Below are 15,586 nucleotides of genomic sequence, written 5' to 3' on the forward strand. Positions count from 1 at the left end.
CCTGCGAGGATGGGGCCGTGACCGCCGATCCGCTGCACGATCTCGACGAGGAGCAGCTCGCGGCGGTGACGGCGCCGCGCGGCCCGGTGTGCGTCCTCGCCGGCGCGGGCACCGGCAAGACCCGCACGATCACCCGGCGGATCGCGCATCTCGTCGCGACGGGGCACGTCGCACCCGGCCAGGTCCTGGCGGTCACGTTCACCGCGCGGGCGGCGGGTGAGCTGCGGACGCGGCTGCGCGCGCTGGGCGCGGCCGGTGTGCAGGCCCGCACGTTCCACGCCGCCGCGCTGCGCCAGCTGCGCTACTTCTGGCCGCAGGTCGTCGGCGACCGGCAGTGGCAGCTGCTCGAGCACAAGTTCCGTGCCGTCGGCCAGGCCGCGGTCCGGGCCCGCGCGGGCACCGACCAGGACGCGGTGCGCGACCTCGCGACCGAGATCGAATGGGCCAAGTCCAGCCTGATCACGCCGGCCGAGTACCCGGCCGCGGTCGCCCGGCTGCGCCGCGACACCCCGGGCCCGGCCGAGCAGGTCGCCGCGGTCTACGCGCAGTACGAGGAACTCAAGAACCAGGCCGAGATGCTCGACTTCGACGACCTGCTGCTGCACACCGCGGCGATACTCGAGGACCACGTGGGCGTCGCCGAGGAGTTCCGCGACCGGTACCGCTGCTTCGTCGTCGACGAGTACCAGGACGTCACGGCGCTGCAGCAGCGGGTGCTCGACGCGTGGCTCGGCGAGCGCGACGACCTCACCGTCGTCGGCGACGCGAACCAGACCATCTACACGTTCGCGGGCGCGACGCCCCGCCACCTGCTCGACTTCCCGCGGCGCTTCCCCGAGGCGGTCGTCGTCCGGCTGCAGCGCGACTACCGGTCGACGCCGCAGGTCGTCGCCGCCGCGAACACGCTGATCTCGGCGGCGCGCGGGCGCGTGGCCGGCTCCCGGCTGCGGCTGGAGGGGCAGCTGCCCCCCGGTCCCGACCCCGACTTCACCGAGCACGACGACGAGCCCGCCGAGGCCGCCGCCGTCGCCCGCCGGATCCGGAAGCTCATCGCCGACGGCACCCCCGCCGCCGAGATCGCCGTCCTCTTCCGGATCAACGCCCAGTCCGAGGCCTACGAGCAGGCGCTGGCCGAGGCGGGCATCCCGTTCCAGGTCCGCGGCGGGGAGCGGTTCTTCCAGCGGCCCGAGATCCGACGTGCGGTGTCGGTGCTGCGCATGGCGGGCGGCCGGGCGGCCGACGACGACCTCGTCGGCACCGTCCGGGCACTGCTCGCGCCCGTCGGCCTCACCGACGAGCCACCCGCCGGCGCGAGTGCGCGTACGCAGTGGGAGTCGCTGCTGGCCCTCGTCGGCCTGGCCGAGGAGCTCGTCGCGGTGCGCGAGGGGCTCGACCTGCCGGGATTCGTGGCCGAGCTCGACGCACGCGCCGACGCCGCCCACCCGCCGACGGTGCAGGGCGTCACGCTGGCCTCGCTGCACGCCGCCAAGGGGCTGGAGTGGGACGTCGTGTTCCTCGTGGGGCTCGTCGACGGGACGCTGCCGATCCAGCACGCCGAGGGCGACGACGACGCGATCGAGGAGGAGCGCCGGCTGCTCTACGTCGGCATCACCCGGGCCCGCCGGGTCCTGGCGCTGTCGTGGGCGCTGTCGCGCAGCCCGGGCAAGGGCCGGCAGCGCCGTCGCAGCCGGTTCCTCCACGGCCTGATCCCCGACCACCACCCGGCGTCGCGGATCGCGGAGTCACGTACGGGCGGCAGCAAACCGCGGTGCCGCGTCTGCGGTTCGCCGCTGCTGGGCGCCGAGGCGATGAAGATGCGCCGCTGCGGCGACTGTCCGTCCGATGTGGACATGGAGCTGCTCGACCGGCTGCGTTCGTGGCGGGCGTCGACGGCGAAGGAACAGCAGGTCCCGGCCTATGTCGTGTTCACCGACGCCACCCTCGCCGCGATCGCGGAGCACCGTCCCGCCGACGTCGCCGCGCTCGTGGGCATCCCCGGCATCGGCGCCCGCAAGCTCGACCGCTACGGCTCCGACGTCCTCGCGCTGGTCGCCGACCGCCGATGATTCTCCATGCAACCTTTTAAATAGGTTGTGCCCGGCGTCGCGGCCCTTCTAAGGTCGATGCACCGAACGGGAACAGCCCGTCGTCACCCGCGCGAGCGCGCGAAGGAGGTGCCCCTGATGAACACGATCATGACGATCGACGGTTTCGGCACCTCCGCCTGCGCCGGCACCCGTATCAGCGGTGCCCGTCTGCGCCTCGTGGAGTGGGCCGTCGCGCGGACCGAGCAGTTCGGGCTGCCGGTCGTGCAGCGCGCGGCGCTGCCGACGCTCGTCGACAACAACACAGGTGTGTCCGTTTCAGGGAGCCGACACCGAACGTAGGCCTCGCTCCCATCGGCCGATTCTCGAAAGAGGGCCGCGGAACCCACACACCTGGGGACCGCGGCCCTTTTTCGTTGTGTCAGTTCACTTTTCCATCGATCACATCTCTCACCAGGAGGTAGTGGTGCTAGGCAGATCAGTTCCGTTGGAGAGCGGAGCGATCAGCCCCGAGCTGGCAGGTGGCGACACCGCCTCCGGCGTGGGGACCTTGCTGGACGCGGCTCCGGCCGCCGGTCTCGACCTGCCCTGTCGCAGCGGCGACGCGGACCTGTGGTTCGCCGAGTCGCCGCGGGAGCTGGAGCAGGCCAAGGCGCTCTGCGGGGGGTGTCCGATCCGGGTCGAGTGCCTGGCGGGCGCGCTGAGCAGGGAAGAGCCCTGGGGCGTCTGGGGCGGCGAGATCTTCGAGCGTGGCGCGGTGATCCCGCGCAAGCGCCCGAGGGGACGCCCCCGCAAGACCGACCTGGAGCGCGACCGCGCGTACTACGCGGCGCTCGGCGCCTGACCGTTCCGATCACGCACACCGATTCCACCGATCCCGAGGAGACCGAGATGAACGACCTCAACCCGGCAGTCGCCGTGGACACCCCCGACATCGTGACCGACGGCCGGCGACCGGCCGGGATCTCCGAGGGAGCCCAGATGCTCATCCATGAAGCCATGGCCCGATCGCGAAGGCAGGAGGCCGAGGAACAAGCCCGCCGACACAGGCTGGTGCGTTCCGTGGCCGCGGGTCGACGCTGGGCGCGGCTGGCTCGATACGCCGAGCAGCGCGCCCGGCGCAGCGCCGAGCGCGCCCGCGCCGCCGCCGGCTGACCCGCGGGCCCACGGCGCACCTGCTACCGGCGCCGTGACGCGACGACGCCCGCCCCCGTGACCATCCGGTCGGGGGCGGGCGTCGACACGTCTCGGGGTCCTGCCCCGGATTGCAGGAACGGCACTTTCCCGCAACTAGGTTGCGGGAAAGTGCCGTTCCTGACGAACCGGAGCGGCTCGGCGACGCCCGAATCGGAGCGGCTCAGCCCCCCGCGACGGGCGTGTCGTCGGCGAACAGCTCGGGCTGCCAATGTCCGACGATGCCGCGCAGCGGGACCTGCGCCCCGAGCTGGCAGAGCACGCCCAGTGTGCCGAGGGTGACCCGGTGCACCAGCAGGTACTGCGGCGGGAGGTTGAGGAACCGGCCGGTGTCGAAGTCGGGGCTGCGCAGGTCGCCCACGCGCTCGGCCTGCGCACGCAGCCAGGCGCGACTGAAGGTGAAGGTCGGGGTGCGCAGCGGGTCGGTGAACGGCGAGAGGTAGGCGATCGCCTCCTCGGCCGTGACGCCCGTGTCCGGCTTCACGAAGCCCTCGGCGACCATGAGGTCCATCAGGTCGTCGGGCCGCTGCTGCAGCGCGTAGCGCGTCATGATCGTCAGCTCGCGGGGTAGCCCACCGGGCAGTCGCGCGACGGCGCCGTAGTCGAGCACGAGCAGTCGGCCGTCGTCGACGACCTGGAAGTTGCCCGGGTGCGGGTCGGCGTGCAGCAGCCCGAGCCGCGCGGGTGCCGAGTAGTGGAACTCGGCGAGCAGGGCCCCGGCCTGGTCGCGGCGCTCCGTGCTGCCGTCGCGGATGATCGACGACATCGGGGTGCCCGTGACCCATTCGGTGACCATCGCGCGCGGCGCCGAGGCGACGACCTTGGGCACCCGGACCTTGTCGTCGCCGTCGAACTCGGCGGCGAACTTCCGCTGGTTGTCGGCCTCGTCGCGGTAGTCGAGCTCCTCGACCATCCGCTCGCGCATCTCCTCGATGAGCGGCTTGATCTCCATGCCCGGCGCCAGCGGCTGCAGCAGCCGGCTCATCCGCGACAGCTGCCGCAGGTCCGACAGGACGGCCTCCTCGGCGCCCGGGTACTGCACCTTGACGGCGACGTCGCGCCCGTCGCGCCAGACGGCGCGGTGTACCTGGCCGATGCTCGCCGCGGCGGCCGGCGTCTCGTCGAACTCCTGGAAGCGGCTGGGCCAGTTGCGTCCGAACTGCTCGGCGAGCATCCGCTCGACGTCGGCGAACGGCATCGGTGGCGCGGCCGACTGGAGCTTGGTCAGCGCTTCCCGGTAGGGCCCGGCGAGCTCCTCCGGAACGGCCGCCTCGAACACACTCAGTGCCTGGCCGAACTTCATCGCGCCGCCCTTGAGCTCGCCGAGGACGGCGAACAGCTGCTCGGCGCTCTTGGCCATGAGCTGGGCGGAGATCTGCTCGGCGTCGCCGCCCACGAGCCGGCGTCCCCAGCCCGCGGCGGCCCGGCCGGCGACGCCGAGCGGGAGCCCGGCGAGCTTCGCGGTCCGCGACACGGTCCGGCGGGGGATGTCAGTCACACGTCGATTGTCTCCCGACGGGGGCCCCTCGTGCATTCCGCGTCCCGGCGCGCCCGGGGTACCGGGATGCCCGGCACAGCCGCGGTACCCGTCGAGCAGGGGCATTCCTGATGACGTGACCAGCGACGACGCGTCGTCCGGGCCGTCGCGGCGTCGATCTCGACGGTCGCGTCCAACGTGGCGGGCGGCACTCTCGCGCCGTCGACGACGGCGAGTACCTGGGCCGTCGCGACGCCGATCGTCGCCACGACGGCGGCGGCGTCGGCCGTGCCGCGGACCCGGGCGATGCCTGCCGCGACCCCGGCCCACCCGGGCTCACGCGCTGCCCGGTGCCGGTCGAGGCACTCGAGGCACGCGCTGCGGCCCGGCAGCACCAGTGGGCCGACGACCCCGCGACCGTCGCGCGTGCGGACCTGCAGGTGCGTCGTCCCTCTCGCGACGAGGTCACGGACCGTGAGTGGATCGGCGCCGGCCGCGTCGGCGAGCACGACGAGGTCCGGCCGCGCCCGGTGCGGCAACCGGACGGCGACGCGCGCGGCCACCCGGCGCAGCGCGTCGGCCGCCGCGGCGGCCCGCGGATGGCCGCGGTCGGCCTCCAGCCAACCGGTCCCGACGTCGTCGGCCAGGACGACGCCGTCGGCGCGCACCTCGACGGTGCCGACGCCCGCGGCCGCGAGCCCGCAGGCCACCCCGATCGCCAACGGTCCGTCGCCGACGACGCGGACGCTGCTCGTCGCCCGGCGCCGCGCGATCCGGGCGGGCGCACCGGCGTCGACGACCGCGCCCCGGGCCAGCAGGTCGGCCAGCAGCGCCCTCGCCTCGCGCGGGTCGGCGCCCGCGGCGACGGCCCCGACCAGGACCCGGTCGGGATCGGCGGGGCGGGCGAAGGCGTCGAGCATCGCCGCGAGCGGCGGCGTCAGGTCCTCGACGACGACGGCCGTTCCGGGCGCGAGGCCGATCACGCGGGTGCCGGGCGCGGGCGCGAGCAACGGCCGGTGCGGGTCGACGACGAGCACGTCGGGAAGGTGCGGGATCACGGGCCGATGGTGCGCCGCGACGGCTGCCGCCCGCGGGAGGACGGGTGGCCCCGTTGCGGGTGCGACCACCCCGCGGCCGCCCCGGCGAGCCGTCCGGACCGGTGACGTGACGACGTGGGCCGCCGACGGGATTAGTCTTGACCCATGGCGGGACCCTCAGCCGTCGAGGTCCGTAGGAGCGACCGGCGGCGGCGGATGGTGAGCGCTCGGCGAGAAGGCGACACGGTCATCGTCTTCATCCCGGGCTGGATGAGCGAGTCCGAGGAACGGCGGTGGGTGGACGAGATGGTCCGCCGCCTCGAACGCAGCGAGGCGCGTCGGCGGTCCCCGGCCCGCAGCGGCAACGAGGCGCTCCACCGGCGCAGCCTCGAGCTCGCCCGTCGGTACCTGGGGCCCGAGACCGTCCCGACGTCGGTGCGCTGGGTCGCGCCCATGCGCACCCGGTGGGCGTCGTGCACGCCCGCCGACGGGACGATCCGGGTCAGCGAGCGGCTGCGGGACGTGCCGGGCTGGGTCGTCGACTACGTGCTCGTCCACGAGCTGGCGCACCTGCTCGTGCCCGGGCACGACGACGAGTTCTGGGCACTCGTGCGGCGCTATCCGCGCACCGAGCGGGCGATGGGCTACCTCGAGGGGCTGTCGGCCGCCGCGGGCCTGGGGCTCGTCGGGACCGACGGGGACGCGACCGACGATCCCGCCGACGACGCGGATGCCGAGCCCGACGCCGCGCTGGGCGGCGGGCTCGACGGGATCGCCGCGATCGACGACGGGGACGCCGCCGCCGGCTGACGGGTCAGCGCTGCGCCGGCCCCTCGCCGGGGTCGCCGTCGGAGTCGTCGGTCTTCTCGCCGGTCTTGTCGTCGGTCTTGTCGCCGGTCGTGTCGTCGTCCTGCTCCGCGGCGGCCTCGGTCTCCCCGGCCGCCTTGCGACGCTCGGCGGCCTCCTTGGCCGCGTCCATGGCCGCGTCGGCGTCGCGGTCGCGCTGGAGCTGCCGCTCGATCTCGGCGATCGGGTCGACGTCGTCGGAACCGGCGACGAAGGCCGCGGGGTCGTCGAGGTCGTCGGTGGTGGGGACCAGGTCGGGGTGCGCCCACAGCGCGTCGCGGCCCGCGGTGCCGCGCTGCTCGCCGAGGAGCTTCCACAGCTCCGCGGCCGCCCGCAGCCGACGTGGCCGCAGCTCCAGCCCGACGAGGGTCGCGAACGCCTGCTCGGCGGGCCCCCCGGAGGCGCGCCGGCGGCGCAGGGTCTCGCGCAGGGCCTCGGCGCCGGGCAGCCGCTCGCCGACGGCCTCGGCGACGACGGCGTCGACCCAGCCCTCGATGAGCGCGAGCAGCGTCTCCAGGCGGGCCAGCGCGGCCTTCTGCTCCGGCGTCGTCTGCGGCTCGAACATGCCGCCCTGCATGGCCTGCTGGATCGACTCGGGGTTGGACGGGTCGATCGACGAGGCCAGCTCCTCGATCCGCGACGTGTCGACGGTGATGCCCTGCGCGTACTGCTCGACCGCGCCGAGCAGCCGCTCCCGCAGCCACGGCACGTGGGTGAACAGCCGCTGATGGGCGGCCTCGCGGGCGGCCAGGAAGATCATGACCTCGCCGGCCGGGCGGTCGAGCCCGGTGGTGAACTTCTCGATCGCCTCGGGCAGCAGCGCGGCCGTGCCTGCGGGGCCGACCGGGAAGCCGACGTCGGTGGAGGTGAGCACCTCGGCCGCGAGCTCGCCCAGCCCGCTGCCGAGCTGGCTGCCGAAGGCGAGGCCGCCCATCTGGCCGACCATGGCGAGCATCGGGCCCGCGGCCTGCTTCGCCTGTTCCGGCAGGCCCTCCACCCAGGCGCCGGAGACGCGGCGCGCGACCGGGTCGCACAGCCGCTTCCACGTCGGCATGCTCGCCTTGACCCAGTCGGTCGGCGTCCAGGCCACCGCGTCCGTCGCGCCCGCGGGGAAGTCGGTGGCCGCGTCGAGCCACAGCTCGGCGAGCTTCACGGCGTCGGCGGCGGCGGTGCGCTGCGCGTCGGTCAACGACGACGTCCTCTGCGCCAGCGCCTGCGTCGCGATCTGGGTGGCGAGCTCGTAGTTGACGGGGCCGTCGCCGCCGCTCTGTGCGTGGCTGAGCATCTGCCCCAGCTGCGTGAACATCTGACCGAGCTGGCTCATGTCGAAGCCCCCCGGGCCGCCCATCCCGGGCATCCCCGGCATGCCGGGGAAGCCGCCGGGCGGCATGCCCGGCAGGTTGCCGAGGCCGAAGGGGTCCTGGGGCCCCTGCGGCTCCGAGCCCTCGCCGTCGGGCCGGTCGCGGTCCTTGTCGCGGTCTGCGGGTCCGAAGCCGAACGGGACGTCACTCATGGCTCCACGGTACGCGGACCGGACAACCTCGGTGACGTGGAGCGTCGCTGTTCGCCGAGGGCGTGGCGGCGTGCGGGAGGTATCCGAATCGTCACGATTGGCCAACTCGGCCCGCGCAACGGGAACCACACGCCCCTTCCGTAGAGTTGGCTCGTCAGGCGCACCGCCGTGCGGCTGCGACGACACCGTCCGACGACCCCGTCCGACGACGACGCCGTCACCGCCGCGTCCGGTCCGTGGCGGCGCCCGGCAGTTCGCACCCGACGTCAGGAGCGTGTCCCGTGGCCATGCGGCCCCCGGTGGGAGTCCCCTCGTTACCCCGCCGCACCCGGATCCTGCTGATCATCGCCGCGGTGGTGGTCGTGCTCCTCTTCGGCGGGTCGCGGCTCATCGACTTCTACGTCAACTGGCTGTGGTTCGGTGAGGTCGGCTTCCGCGAGGTGTTCACGACGGTGCTGTTCACCCGCACCGTGCAGTTCGTGCTCGGCGGCCTGCTCCTCGGCGGGCTCGTCTGGCTGTCGATGTGGCTGGCCTACCGCTTCCGCCCGGTCTTCGTCCCGGTCAGCGGCCCCGAGGACCCGATCGCCCGCTACCGCACCGTCGTCATCCAGCGGTTGCGGCTCTTCGCGATCGGCATCCCGGTGATCGTCGGCATCATCGCGGGGCTCGCGGCGCAGGGCGACTGGCAGACCGTCCAGATGTTCCTGCACGGCACGTCCTTCGGCCAGACGGACCCGGTGTTCGGCAAGGACGTCAGCTTCTACGCGTTCGACCTGCCCTTCTACCGGCTGCTGCTCGACTGGGTGATGGTCGGCGTCGCGATCTCGTTCGTCTTCGCCCTCATCACCCACTACCTGTTCGGCGGCATCCGGCTCTCCGGCCGGTCGGGCCAGATCTCCTCCGCGGCGCGCGCCCACCTGGCCACGCTGGCCGGTGTGTTCGTCCTGCTCAAGGCGCTCGCGTACTTCTTCGACCGCTACGAGCTGCTCTTCTCCGACCGCAACGCCAACTTCAACGGCGCGACCTACACCGACCTGAACGCGGTCATGCCGGCCAAGCTGATCCTGCTGTTCATCTCGATCATCTGTGCCATCGCGTTCTTCGTGTCGATCTTCCGGCGCAACCTGCAGCTGCCCGCCATCGCGCTCGTGCTGCTGGTGCTGTCGAGCATCCTGATCGGCGCGGCGTGGCCCGCGATCCTGCAGCAGTTCGTCGTCGGCCCGAACGCCAACGAGCGCGAGGCGACGTCGATCTCGCGCAACATCGAGGCGACGAGACAGGCGTTCGGGCTCACCGACGACAAGGTGACGATCGAGCCGTACTCGGGGACGTCGACGGCCACACCGGCCCAGGTGCGCTCCGACACCAGCACGATCCCGAACATCCGGCTGCTCGACCCGAACAAGCTGACCAAGACGTTCACGCAGCTCCAGCAGCGCCGCAACTTCTACGGCTTCCCGCAGAAGCTCGACATCGACCGCTACGACGTCAACGGGCAGACGCAGGACTACGTCGTCGCCGCGCGCGAGCTCGACAGCAGCGCGCTCGTCGGCAACCAGACCGACTGGATCAACCGGCACCTCGTCTACACCCACGGCAACGGCTTCGTCGCCGCGCCGGCCAACCAGGTCAACGCCGCGCTCGAGGACACCGGCGGTCAGGGCGGTCTGCCGCAGTTCACCGTCAGCGACACGTCGACGAAGGGCGCCATCCCCGTCGACGAGCCACGGATCTACTACGGCGAGCTGATCACCGACTACTCGATCGTCGGGGCGCCGGAGGGCGCGGCGCCGCGCGAGTACGACTCGGACTCGCAGCAGTACACGTACGAGGGCAAGGGCGGGGTCTCGATCGGGAACCTGTTCAACCGCCTCGTGTTCGCCATCAACTACGGCGAGACGCGCATCCTCTTCAACGGGTCGATCAACAGCGACTCGAAGATCATGTACTACCGCGACCCGCTGCAGCGGGTGAAGAACGTCGCGCCGTGGCTGACCCTCGACGGCGACCCGTACCCGGCGGTCGTCGACGGCCGCATCCAGTGGATCGTCGACGGCTACACGACGCTGCAGAACTACCCGTACGCCCAGCAGGTCCCGCTCGGCACCGCGACGCGCGACAGCCTGCAGGGCGGCGTGCAGCGGCTGCCGGACACCAACGTCAGCTACCTGCGGAACTCGGTGAAGGCCACCGTCGACGCCTACGACGGCACCGTCACCCTCTACGCCTTCGACGACACCGATCCCGTGCTCAAGACCTGGGAGAAGGTCTTCCCGGGCACGGTGGAGCCGTCGTCGGCGATCAGTCCGGACCTGCGCGCGCACTTCCGGTACCCGGAGGACCAGTTCAAGGTCCAGCGCGAGCTGCTGACGCGCTACCACGTCGACAACCCGAGCGAGTTCTTCTCGACGGTGTCGTTCTGGGACGTGCCGTCCGACCCGACGGTCCAGGGCAACACGGGGGCGGGCCAGGAGGCGCAGCCGCCGTACTACCTGCTGACCGGCCTGCCCAACCAACCGGGGGCGACGTTCCAGCTCACCAGCGCGCTCGTGAGCCTGCAGAGACAGTTCCTCGCCGCCTACATGACGGCGAGCTCCGATCCCGCGACCTACGGCAAGATCACGGTCCTGCAGCTACCCGCGGACACCCAGACACTCGGGCCGCAACAGGTGCAGGCCCAGTTCCTCGGCTCGCCCAGCGTGTCCCAGGAGCTGAACCTGTTGCGACAGAACCAGACCACGATCGACTACGGCAACCTGCTGACGCTGCCCGTCGCGGGCGGGCTGCTCTACGTCGAACCGGTCTACATCGAGAGAGCCGGGCAGGACTCGTCCTATCCGCAGCTCGCGAGAGTGCTCGTGAGCTACGGGGGCCGGGTCGGCTACAGCCCCAACCTCGCGACCGCGCTCGACCAGGTCTTCGGTGCGGGCGCCGGCTCCGGCGCGACACAGACCGGTCAGGGTGGCGGTTCGCCGCCGCCGCCGACCACAGCCACCAGCCCACCGCCTGCCGCGGGCGGTGGCGGGGGTGGCGGCTCGAACCCGGCGGCCGTCGCAGCGGCCAACGAGATCGAGCAGGCGTTGACCCAGCTGAAGTCGGCCCAGCAGTCCGGCGACTTCGCGGCCCAGGGGCAGGCGCTCGCCGCGCTCGACGCCGCGGTGAAGAAGTTCCAGGCGGCACAAGGCGGCTGACGCCCACGACGACGCCCCGCCACCGGCCCGCAACGGGCCGGGGCGGGGCGTCGTCGCGTTCGGCCGGCCGGCGGTCCTCCGTCACCGGCCGACGGGTGTGACCGGGAGCACGAAAGATCATCGGGCCGCGATGTGGACGAGTTTCGCCCCGTCCGGGCCCGTCGTCGCAGGTCGGAGGGGTCGTGTGGGTGGTTGCCCCCCCGGATGCGGGGACGTTTCGGGCCGGTGTACTGTTCTCACTACAACAGCAACACAGCAACGCGGGGTGGAGCAGCTCGGTAGCTCGCTGGGCTCATAACCCAGAGGTCGTAGGTTCGAATCCTACCCCCGCTACTACAACAGAGGGCCCCTGACCAGCATGGTCAGGGGCCCTCTGGCTTTTCGTGCGCTCACGTGAGCGGTGATTCGGCCCCAATGGTCACGGCCGTGGTCACGGAGATCGTCTGCGGCCCCAGGATCGCCGTCGCGGCGACCTGTGCGGCGTGCTCGTCCATCCCCGGGATGACGTGCATGTAGGTGTCCTGAGTGAACGAGACCGACGAGTGCCCCAGCCGCTCGCTGACGACCTTCACCGGCACGCCGGCCCGCAACGCCGCCGTGGCGTAGCTGTGTCGGACGTCGTGGAGGCGGATCGGCGGTAGGCCGGCCTCCCAGCTCAGCCGGGCGAACCACTCGGTGATCGTGTCCGGGTGGATCGGCCGGCCGTCGGGATGGCAGAACAGGTGCTGCCCGTTGTGCCCGAACTCCTGTTTCAGCTCATCCCACCGGACCAGGAACTCACGCAACGCGTCGACGGTGACGGGGTCGAGCGCGAGCGTGCGCCGGCTGTCGTCGGATTTCCCGTCCGAGTCGGTGGCCTGGCCGCCCACGACCACGCGGGTCTCCCCGGATGTCAGCCGGCCGTTCGCGAGGTCCAGATCAGCGCGCCGCAGCCCGGCCAGCTCGCTGCGCCGCAGCCCGGTCGTGCAGACGAGCAGCCAGAGCGCCGCGTGATGATCGGATCGGGCGTGCTCGACGAACCGGCGCAGCTCGTCGGTCGACCAGATGGCGTGCGACCGCCGGCGAACCCGCGGCGGTCTGGCGTCGGTTGCCGGGTTGCGCTGCAACAGGTTCCACCGGACCGCATCGGCCAGCGCACCGTGCAGCATCACGTGGACATTGCGCACGGTCTTGGGCGCGAGCCCGCCGTCATGCTGGCGGGGCGTCTGGCCGCGTTGGTAGCGAATGAGCGCCTTGCGGCCGGCGTCGTAGGTGACGCCGCCGGCCTCGGCCAGAGCCTTTGCTTTCGGCTCGTGTCCGGCGGCGATCTCTGCGAGGTAGAACGCATGCATCTGGGCGTCGCGGTCTACCTTCCGGCGCCCCTGTTCGAGCAGGTGCACGTAGAGCAGGTTGAGCCGGATCGTGTCGAGGTCCTGTAGGGGAGTGGTGCCGACGGTCGGGAGGACGTAGGCGTCGAGGTAGTCCCGGTAGCCGCGCCAGGCGGACGGCTTCATGTCGAGCTTGCGCGAGGTGATCCAGTCCTCCATGAACTCGGTGACGGTCTTGCGGCTGGTCCGGACGAGCTGACCGCGCCGCGCGTTCTCCAACGCTTCATTGCAGGCGTTCTGCGCCTCGCGCTTGGTGCGGTAGCCGCCCTTGGTGAGCTGCCGGCGCTTGCCGGTGAGCGGGTCTGGTCCAAGGTCGATCCGGTACCGCCAGGTCGGCCCGTGCTTCTTGACGCTGCCGTTCACGCAGCCTCCCCGGGCAGCGCCGGCGCGGTTCCCGACTCGTCGTCGAACAGGGCCCGGATGCGATGGGTGATCACGTAGACGCGGCGGCCGAACCGCTTGGTCGGCAGCTCGCCGGCGGCGGCGTAGCGATACGCGGATGCCCGACTGAGCCCGAGCAGATCGGCAGCACGGGGGATGGTGATGAGGGCCGGCAGGTCGGCAGTGAGGGAACGGATGTCCACGGTGCTCCTCGATGCGGTCGGGTCGACGTCGGTCGGGTGGGCGGCGGGGCTGCTCATCGGTTCTCCCGGCTCGGAGTGACAGTCACTCGACTGTCACTCGGGGTGTCACAGGTGTTTGCGCAGGTCACGGGCGGCGGGGTGACGAGGTGACAGCAGTTGGTCCCGGACGGCGGTCCGCGGGTGTCACACACGGGCTACTCCCGGTCAGGACGGTTCTGCCTGGTCAAGGGCATCGGCGTGACGTAGTGACAGCAGTGACGGCGGTTCCAGACCGGTGGTGTCACGGCTGTCACCGGTGTCACCGCCGGCCGGGCTGTACTGGCCGCCGGGTGTGGCATGGAGCTGCCCGTCGGCGACCATCCGCCGGCAGGTCTGCCGCACCGTCGTGGCGTCGAGCTGCAACGCCTCGGCGATCTGCTTCGGCCGCTGGCCCGGGTAGTCACGGAGGAAGCGCATGATCTGCGCGCGGGTGTCCCGCATGAGGTAGTCCGCGGTCGGCCCGTCGAGGACCTGCCACGCGCCGGCCTGCGAGTCGAACGCCAGCGGGTAGTCGGTCTCGTCCACGTCGCGGCCCGTGACGTGCAGGACCCCATCGGCTTGCGCCCGAGCACGTTCGAGCACCAGCACGGCGTCGGCGGCGCCGGCGAGCCCGTTGGTTCCCGATACGGTGGCGAGGAAGTCCTCGGCGGCGGCCTTGCGGACGTGGTGGACGAGCAGGACGGCGACGCCGTGGCGGTCGGCGACCCGTTTGATCCGGCCCATGGCGGCGTAGTCGGCGTCGTAGGCGGCGACGCCGGTGGGTGGGTTGCCGCGGACCTTGGCGAACACGTCGATCACGACCAGGCGGGCGCCGGGGTGGGCGGTGAGCCAGGCGTCGACCTGTTCGTCCCCGCCGGCGGGCATCGGGTCGCACGCGATCGAGAGCGTGAGCCCGGCCGGTGCCGGCCGCCCGGCGAGCACGGTGCGCATCCGCGATTGCAGCCGGCGCGGGGTGTCCTCCAATGCGAGGTAGAGCACCGGCCCGGCTTCGACCGGGATGGAGCCGAGCGCGGGTCGGCCGGCGGCGATGTCGAGCGCGAGGTTGAGCGACAGCCACGACTTGCCGACCTTGGGCGGGCCGGCGAGCAGGGTGACGCCCTCGCAGACGATCCCCGGCACGGCCCACCGCGGCGGCGCGAACGTCATCGTCATCAGCTCCTCGGCATCCCAGTGCGTGCGGGAAGGTGGGGGTACGGCTTCCAGTCGGCCCCGATCCCGGCTGGTCACAGGGCCACTCATGGGGCCCTGAGCGGCGTTCTGCGGGCCGTTCGGGTCGGGGGTGAGGTGGTTGGCCGGGCTCATGCGGCGTCCTCGATCCGGCGCGGTCGCTTCGCGCCGGCGCGGAGGCCGGAGGTGATCGTCTGCTCGGCTTGGCGGGGGCTGTAGGCGCGCAGCGCGAGGTGCCGGGCTGCCGCGTTGGTGAGCACGGCGCGGGCGTCGGGTTCGGTGAGGGAGCCGCCGGCGACGAGCTGTCCGAGCGCGACTGCGGCGACGTAGAGGGAGGCGTTGCGCTGTGAGGCCGGGGCGTCGTGCACCCGTGCTGTTTCAGCCCGTAGTGCGGCGTCGAGGTAGCGGGCCCGCCGTCCGGTCCCGGTGCGGATCGGCCCGGTCGGGATCACGGGTGGCGGTGGTGGGCGCAGGCGTGCGAACAGCCAGCCGGGCAGCTCGACCGGGTCACGGGCGTCGGTGATCGTGTAGGCGCCGGCGGGGGTGGTCGAGCCGGCGGCGACGACGTAGCCGCCGTGGGCACGGCTGTCGATCTTCCAGCCGAGCAGCCCGGCCGTGTTCCGCAGCTCGTCGCAGGCGGGGGCGCGGTAGTAGAAGTGAGTCCCGCCGGAGGGGGTGGCGACGGTGAACGTCGCCGGCAGCGCGCCGGCCTGGTCGGCGAGCCGGTGCAGGACGTCGAGCCCGCCGCCGGCGCCAGCCCACTGCGCCCTCGGCGCCCCGTCGGTGTCGGTGTCGCAGTCGATGACGACGAGCCCGGCCGGGCCGGTGGCCAGGCCGATGTTGAACGCTCGGCCGGCGGCCCACGCGGTGTGGATGCGGTCGGGGTCGGTGGTGGCGCGCTGTTCCCATCCGAGGTGCCCGTCGGCGCCGGCGCACGGGCCGGTGCGGGGGCAGTGGGCGTGGCCGTGCAGGGCCGGGCGCTTGGTGGCGGGGTGCAGCGGGAACACCGGCCACCCGCGGCCGGCGGCGTCGAGCGCGGCGGCCAGCAGGCCGGCCAGGTGGTGACTGTGCGTGGACATTGAGGCTCCTGATTTCGGCATGGGTCTAGCGGCGCGGCACCCGTCGG

General features: G+C 72.5%; 13 protein-coding genes and 1 tRNA gene. 7 read left to right on the forward strand and 7 right to left on the reverse strand.

Annotated elements, in window-relative coordinates:
* The first annotated feature begins 17 nt into the window (after positions 1-17).
* From PSED_RS05685 to PSED_RS05700, 4 genes are all read left to right on the forward strand, one after another.
* The gene (locus tag PSED_RS05685) at positions 18-2,066 is read left to right on the forward strand and encodes an ATP-dependent DNA helicase UvrD2 (RefSeq protein WP_013673305.1); all 2,049 of its coding nucleotides are present in this window, start codon (positions 18-20) and stop codon (positions 2,064-2,066) included.
* Positions 2,067-2,183: 117 nt separating this feature from the next.
* Positions 2,184-2,387, forward strand: a complete 204-nt coding sequence (locus PSED_RS05690) for a hypothetical protein (protein WP_013673306.1) — start codon at positions 2,184-2,186, stop codon at positions 2,385-2,387.
* Between the two features lie 124 nt (positions 2,388-2,511).
* A complete protein-coding gene (locus PSED_RS05695) occupies positions 2,512-2,889 on the forward strand; it encodes a WhiB family transcriptional regulator (protein WP_013673307.1) in 378 nt (125 codons plus the stop codon).
* Positions 2,890-2,936: 47 nt separating this feature from the next.
* Positions 2,937-3,200, forward strand: a complete 264-nt coding sequence (locus PSED_RS05700) for a hypothetical protein (protein ID WP_013673308.1) — start codon at positions 2,937-2,939, stop codon at positions 3,198-3,200.
* 202 nt (positions 3,201-3,402) lie between these two features.
* Here PSED_RS05700 and PSED_RS05705 read toward each other — a convergent pair whose 3' ends face one another.
* Both PSED_RS05705 and PSED_RS05710 read right to left on the reverse strand, forming a co-directional pair.
* Positions 3,403-4,773 carry an ABC1 kinase family protein gene (locus PSED_RS05705; protein WP_013673309.1) on the reverse strand — a complete coding sequence of 457 codons (1,371 nt, stop codon included), beginning with the start codon at positions 4,771-4,773 and terminating at the stop codon, positions 3,403-3,405.
* The gene (locus PSED_RS05710) at positions 4,734-5,774 is read right to left on the reverse strand and encodes a ThiF family adenylyltransferase (RefSeq protein ID WP_013673310.1); all 1,041 of its coding nucleotides are present in this window, start codon (positions 5,772-5,774) and stop codon (positions 4,734-4,736) included. The genes PSED_RS05705 and PSED_RS05710 overlap by 40 nt, the downstream gene beginning before the upstream one ends.
* A 249-nt stretch (positions 5,775-6,023) precedes the next feature.
* Here PSED_RS05710 and PSED_RS05715 point away from each other — a divergent pair, with 249 nt between their 5' ends.
* Positions 6,024-6,563, forward strand: coding sequence for a M48 metallopeptidase family protein (locus tag PSED_RS05715; RefSeq protein ID WP_233899314.1), 540 nt, complete (start codon positions 6,024-6,026; stop codon positions 6,561-6,563).
* A 4-nt stretch (positions 6,564-6,567) separates the two neighbouring features.
* On the opposite strand, the gene PSED_RS05720 is transcribed toward PSED_RS05715, so the two are convergent.
* Positions 6,568-8,112, reverse strand: coding sequence for a zinc-dependent metalloprotease (locus tag PSED_RS05720; RefSeq protein ID WP_013673312.1), 1,545 nt, complete (start codon positions 8,110-8,112; stop codon positions 6,568-6,570).
* Between the two features lie 287 nt (positions 8,113-8,399).
* On the opposite strand from PSED_RS05720, the gene PSED_RS05725 reads away from it, so the two are divergent.
* Positions 8,400-11,303: a UPF0182 family protein gene (locus PSED_RS05725; RefSeq protein ID WP_173400086.1), complete on the forward strand. Its 2,904-nt coding sequence runs from the start codon at positions 8,400-8,402 to the stop codon at positions 11,301-11,303.
* A 259-nt stretch (positions 11,304-11,562) separates the two neighbouring features.
* A tRNA-Met gene (locus PSED_RS05730) sits at positions 11,563-11,636 on the forward strand.
* A gap of 56 nt (positions 11,637-11,692) precedes the next feature.
* On the opposite strand, the gene PSED_RS05735 is transcribed toward PSED_RS05730, so the two are convergent.
* The 4 genes from PSED_RS05735 to PSED_RS05750 form a co-directional block, all read right to left on the reverse strand.
* Complete coding sequence (locus tag PSED_RS05735; protein WP_013673314.1) at positions 11,693-13,033, reverse strand: tyrosine-type recombinase/integrase; 1,341 nt, start codon at positions 13,031-13,033, stop codon at positions 11,693-11,695.
* Positions 13,030-13,311 carry a helix-turn-helix domain-containing protein gene (locus tag PSED_RS05740; protein WP_013673315.1) on the reverse strand — a complete coding sequence of 94 codons (282 nt, stop codon included), beginning with the start codon at positions 13,309-13,311 and terminating at the stop codon, positions 13,030-13,032. Before PSED_RS05740 ends, PSED_RS05735 begins: the two co-directional genes overlap by 4 nt.
* Positions 13,312-13,458: 147 nt before the next feature.
* Positions 13,459-14,595 (reverse strand): AAA family ATPase, encoded by a 1,137-nt coding sequence (locus PSED_RS05745; RefSeq protein ID WP_013673316.1) that lies wholly within the window; start codon positions 14,593-14,595, stop codon positions 13,459-13,461.
* On the reverse strand, positions 14,592-15,539 hold the full coding sequence (locus PSED_RS05750) for a bifunctional DNA primase/polymerase (protein WP_013673317.1): 948 nt from the start codon (positions 15,537-15,539) through the stop codon (positions 14,592-14,594). The genes PSED_RS05745 and PSED_RS05750 overlap by 4 nt, the downstream gene beginning before the upstream one ends.
* Positions 15,540-15,586: the final 47 nt, after the last annotated feature.

The sequence above is a fragment of the Pseudonocardia benzenivorans CB1190 genome (genome assembly GCF_000196675.2).
Lineage (GTDB): Bacteria > Actinomycetota > Actinomycetes > Mycobacteriales > Pseudonocardiaceae > Pseudonocardia > Pseudonocardia benzenivorans.

What these genes read in the sequence shown, in the direction of transcription:
- PSED_RS05690 (WP_013673306.1), top strand. Translation starts at nt 2,184, where the DNA reads ATGAACACGATCATGACGATCGACGGTTTCGGCACCTCCGCCTGCGCC.
- PSED_RS05700 (WP_013673308.1), top strand. Translation starts at nt 2,937, where the DNA reads ATGAACGACCTCAACCCGGCAGTCGCCGTGGACACCCCCGACATCGTG.
- PSED_RS05705 (WP_013673309.1), bottom strand. Translation starts at nt 4,773, where the DNA reads ATGCACGAGGGGCCCCCGTCGGGAGACAATCGACGTGTGACTGACATC.
- PSED_RS05715 (WP_233899314.1), top strand. Translation starts at nt 6,024, where the DNA reads ATGAGCGAGTCCGAGGAACGGCGGTGGGTGGACGAGATGGTCCGCCGC.
- PSED_RS05720 (WP_013673312.1), bottom strand. Translation starts at nt 8,112, where the DNA reads ATGAGTGACGTCCCGTTCGGCTTCGGACCCGCAGACCGCGACAAGGAC.
- PSED_RS05725 (WP_173400086.1), top strand. Translation starts at nt 8,400, where the DNA reads ATGCGGCCCCCGGTGGGAGTCCCCTCGTTACCCCGCCGCACCCGGATC.
- PSED_RS05740 (WP_013673315.1), bottom strand. Translation starts at nt 13,311, where the DNA reads ATGAGCAGCCCCGCCGCCCACCCGACCGACGTCGACCCGACCGCATCG.
- PSED_RS05745 (WP_013673316.1), bottom strand. Translation starts at nt 14,595, where the DNA reads ATGAGCCCGGCCAACCACCTCACCCCCGACCCGAACGGCCCGCAGAAC.
- PSED_RS05750 (WP_013673317.1), bottom strand. Translation starts at nt 15,539, where the DNA reads ATGTCCACGCACAGTCACCACCTGGCCGGCCTGCTGGCCGCCGCGCTC.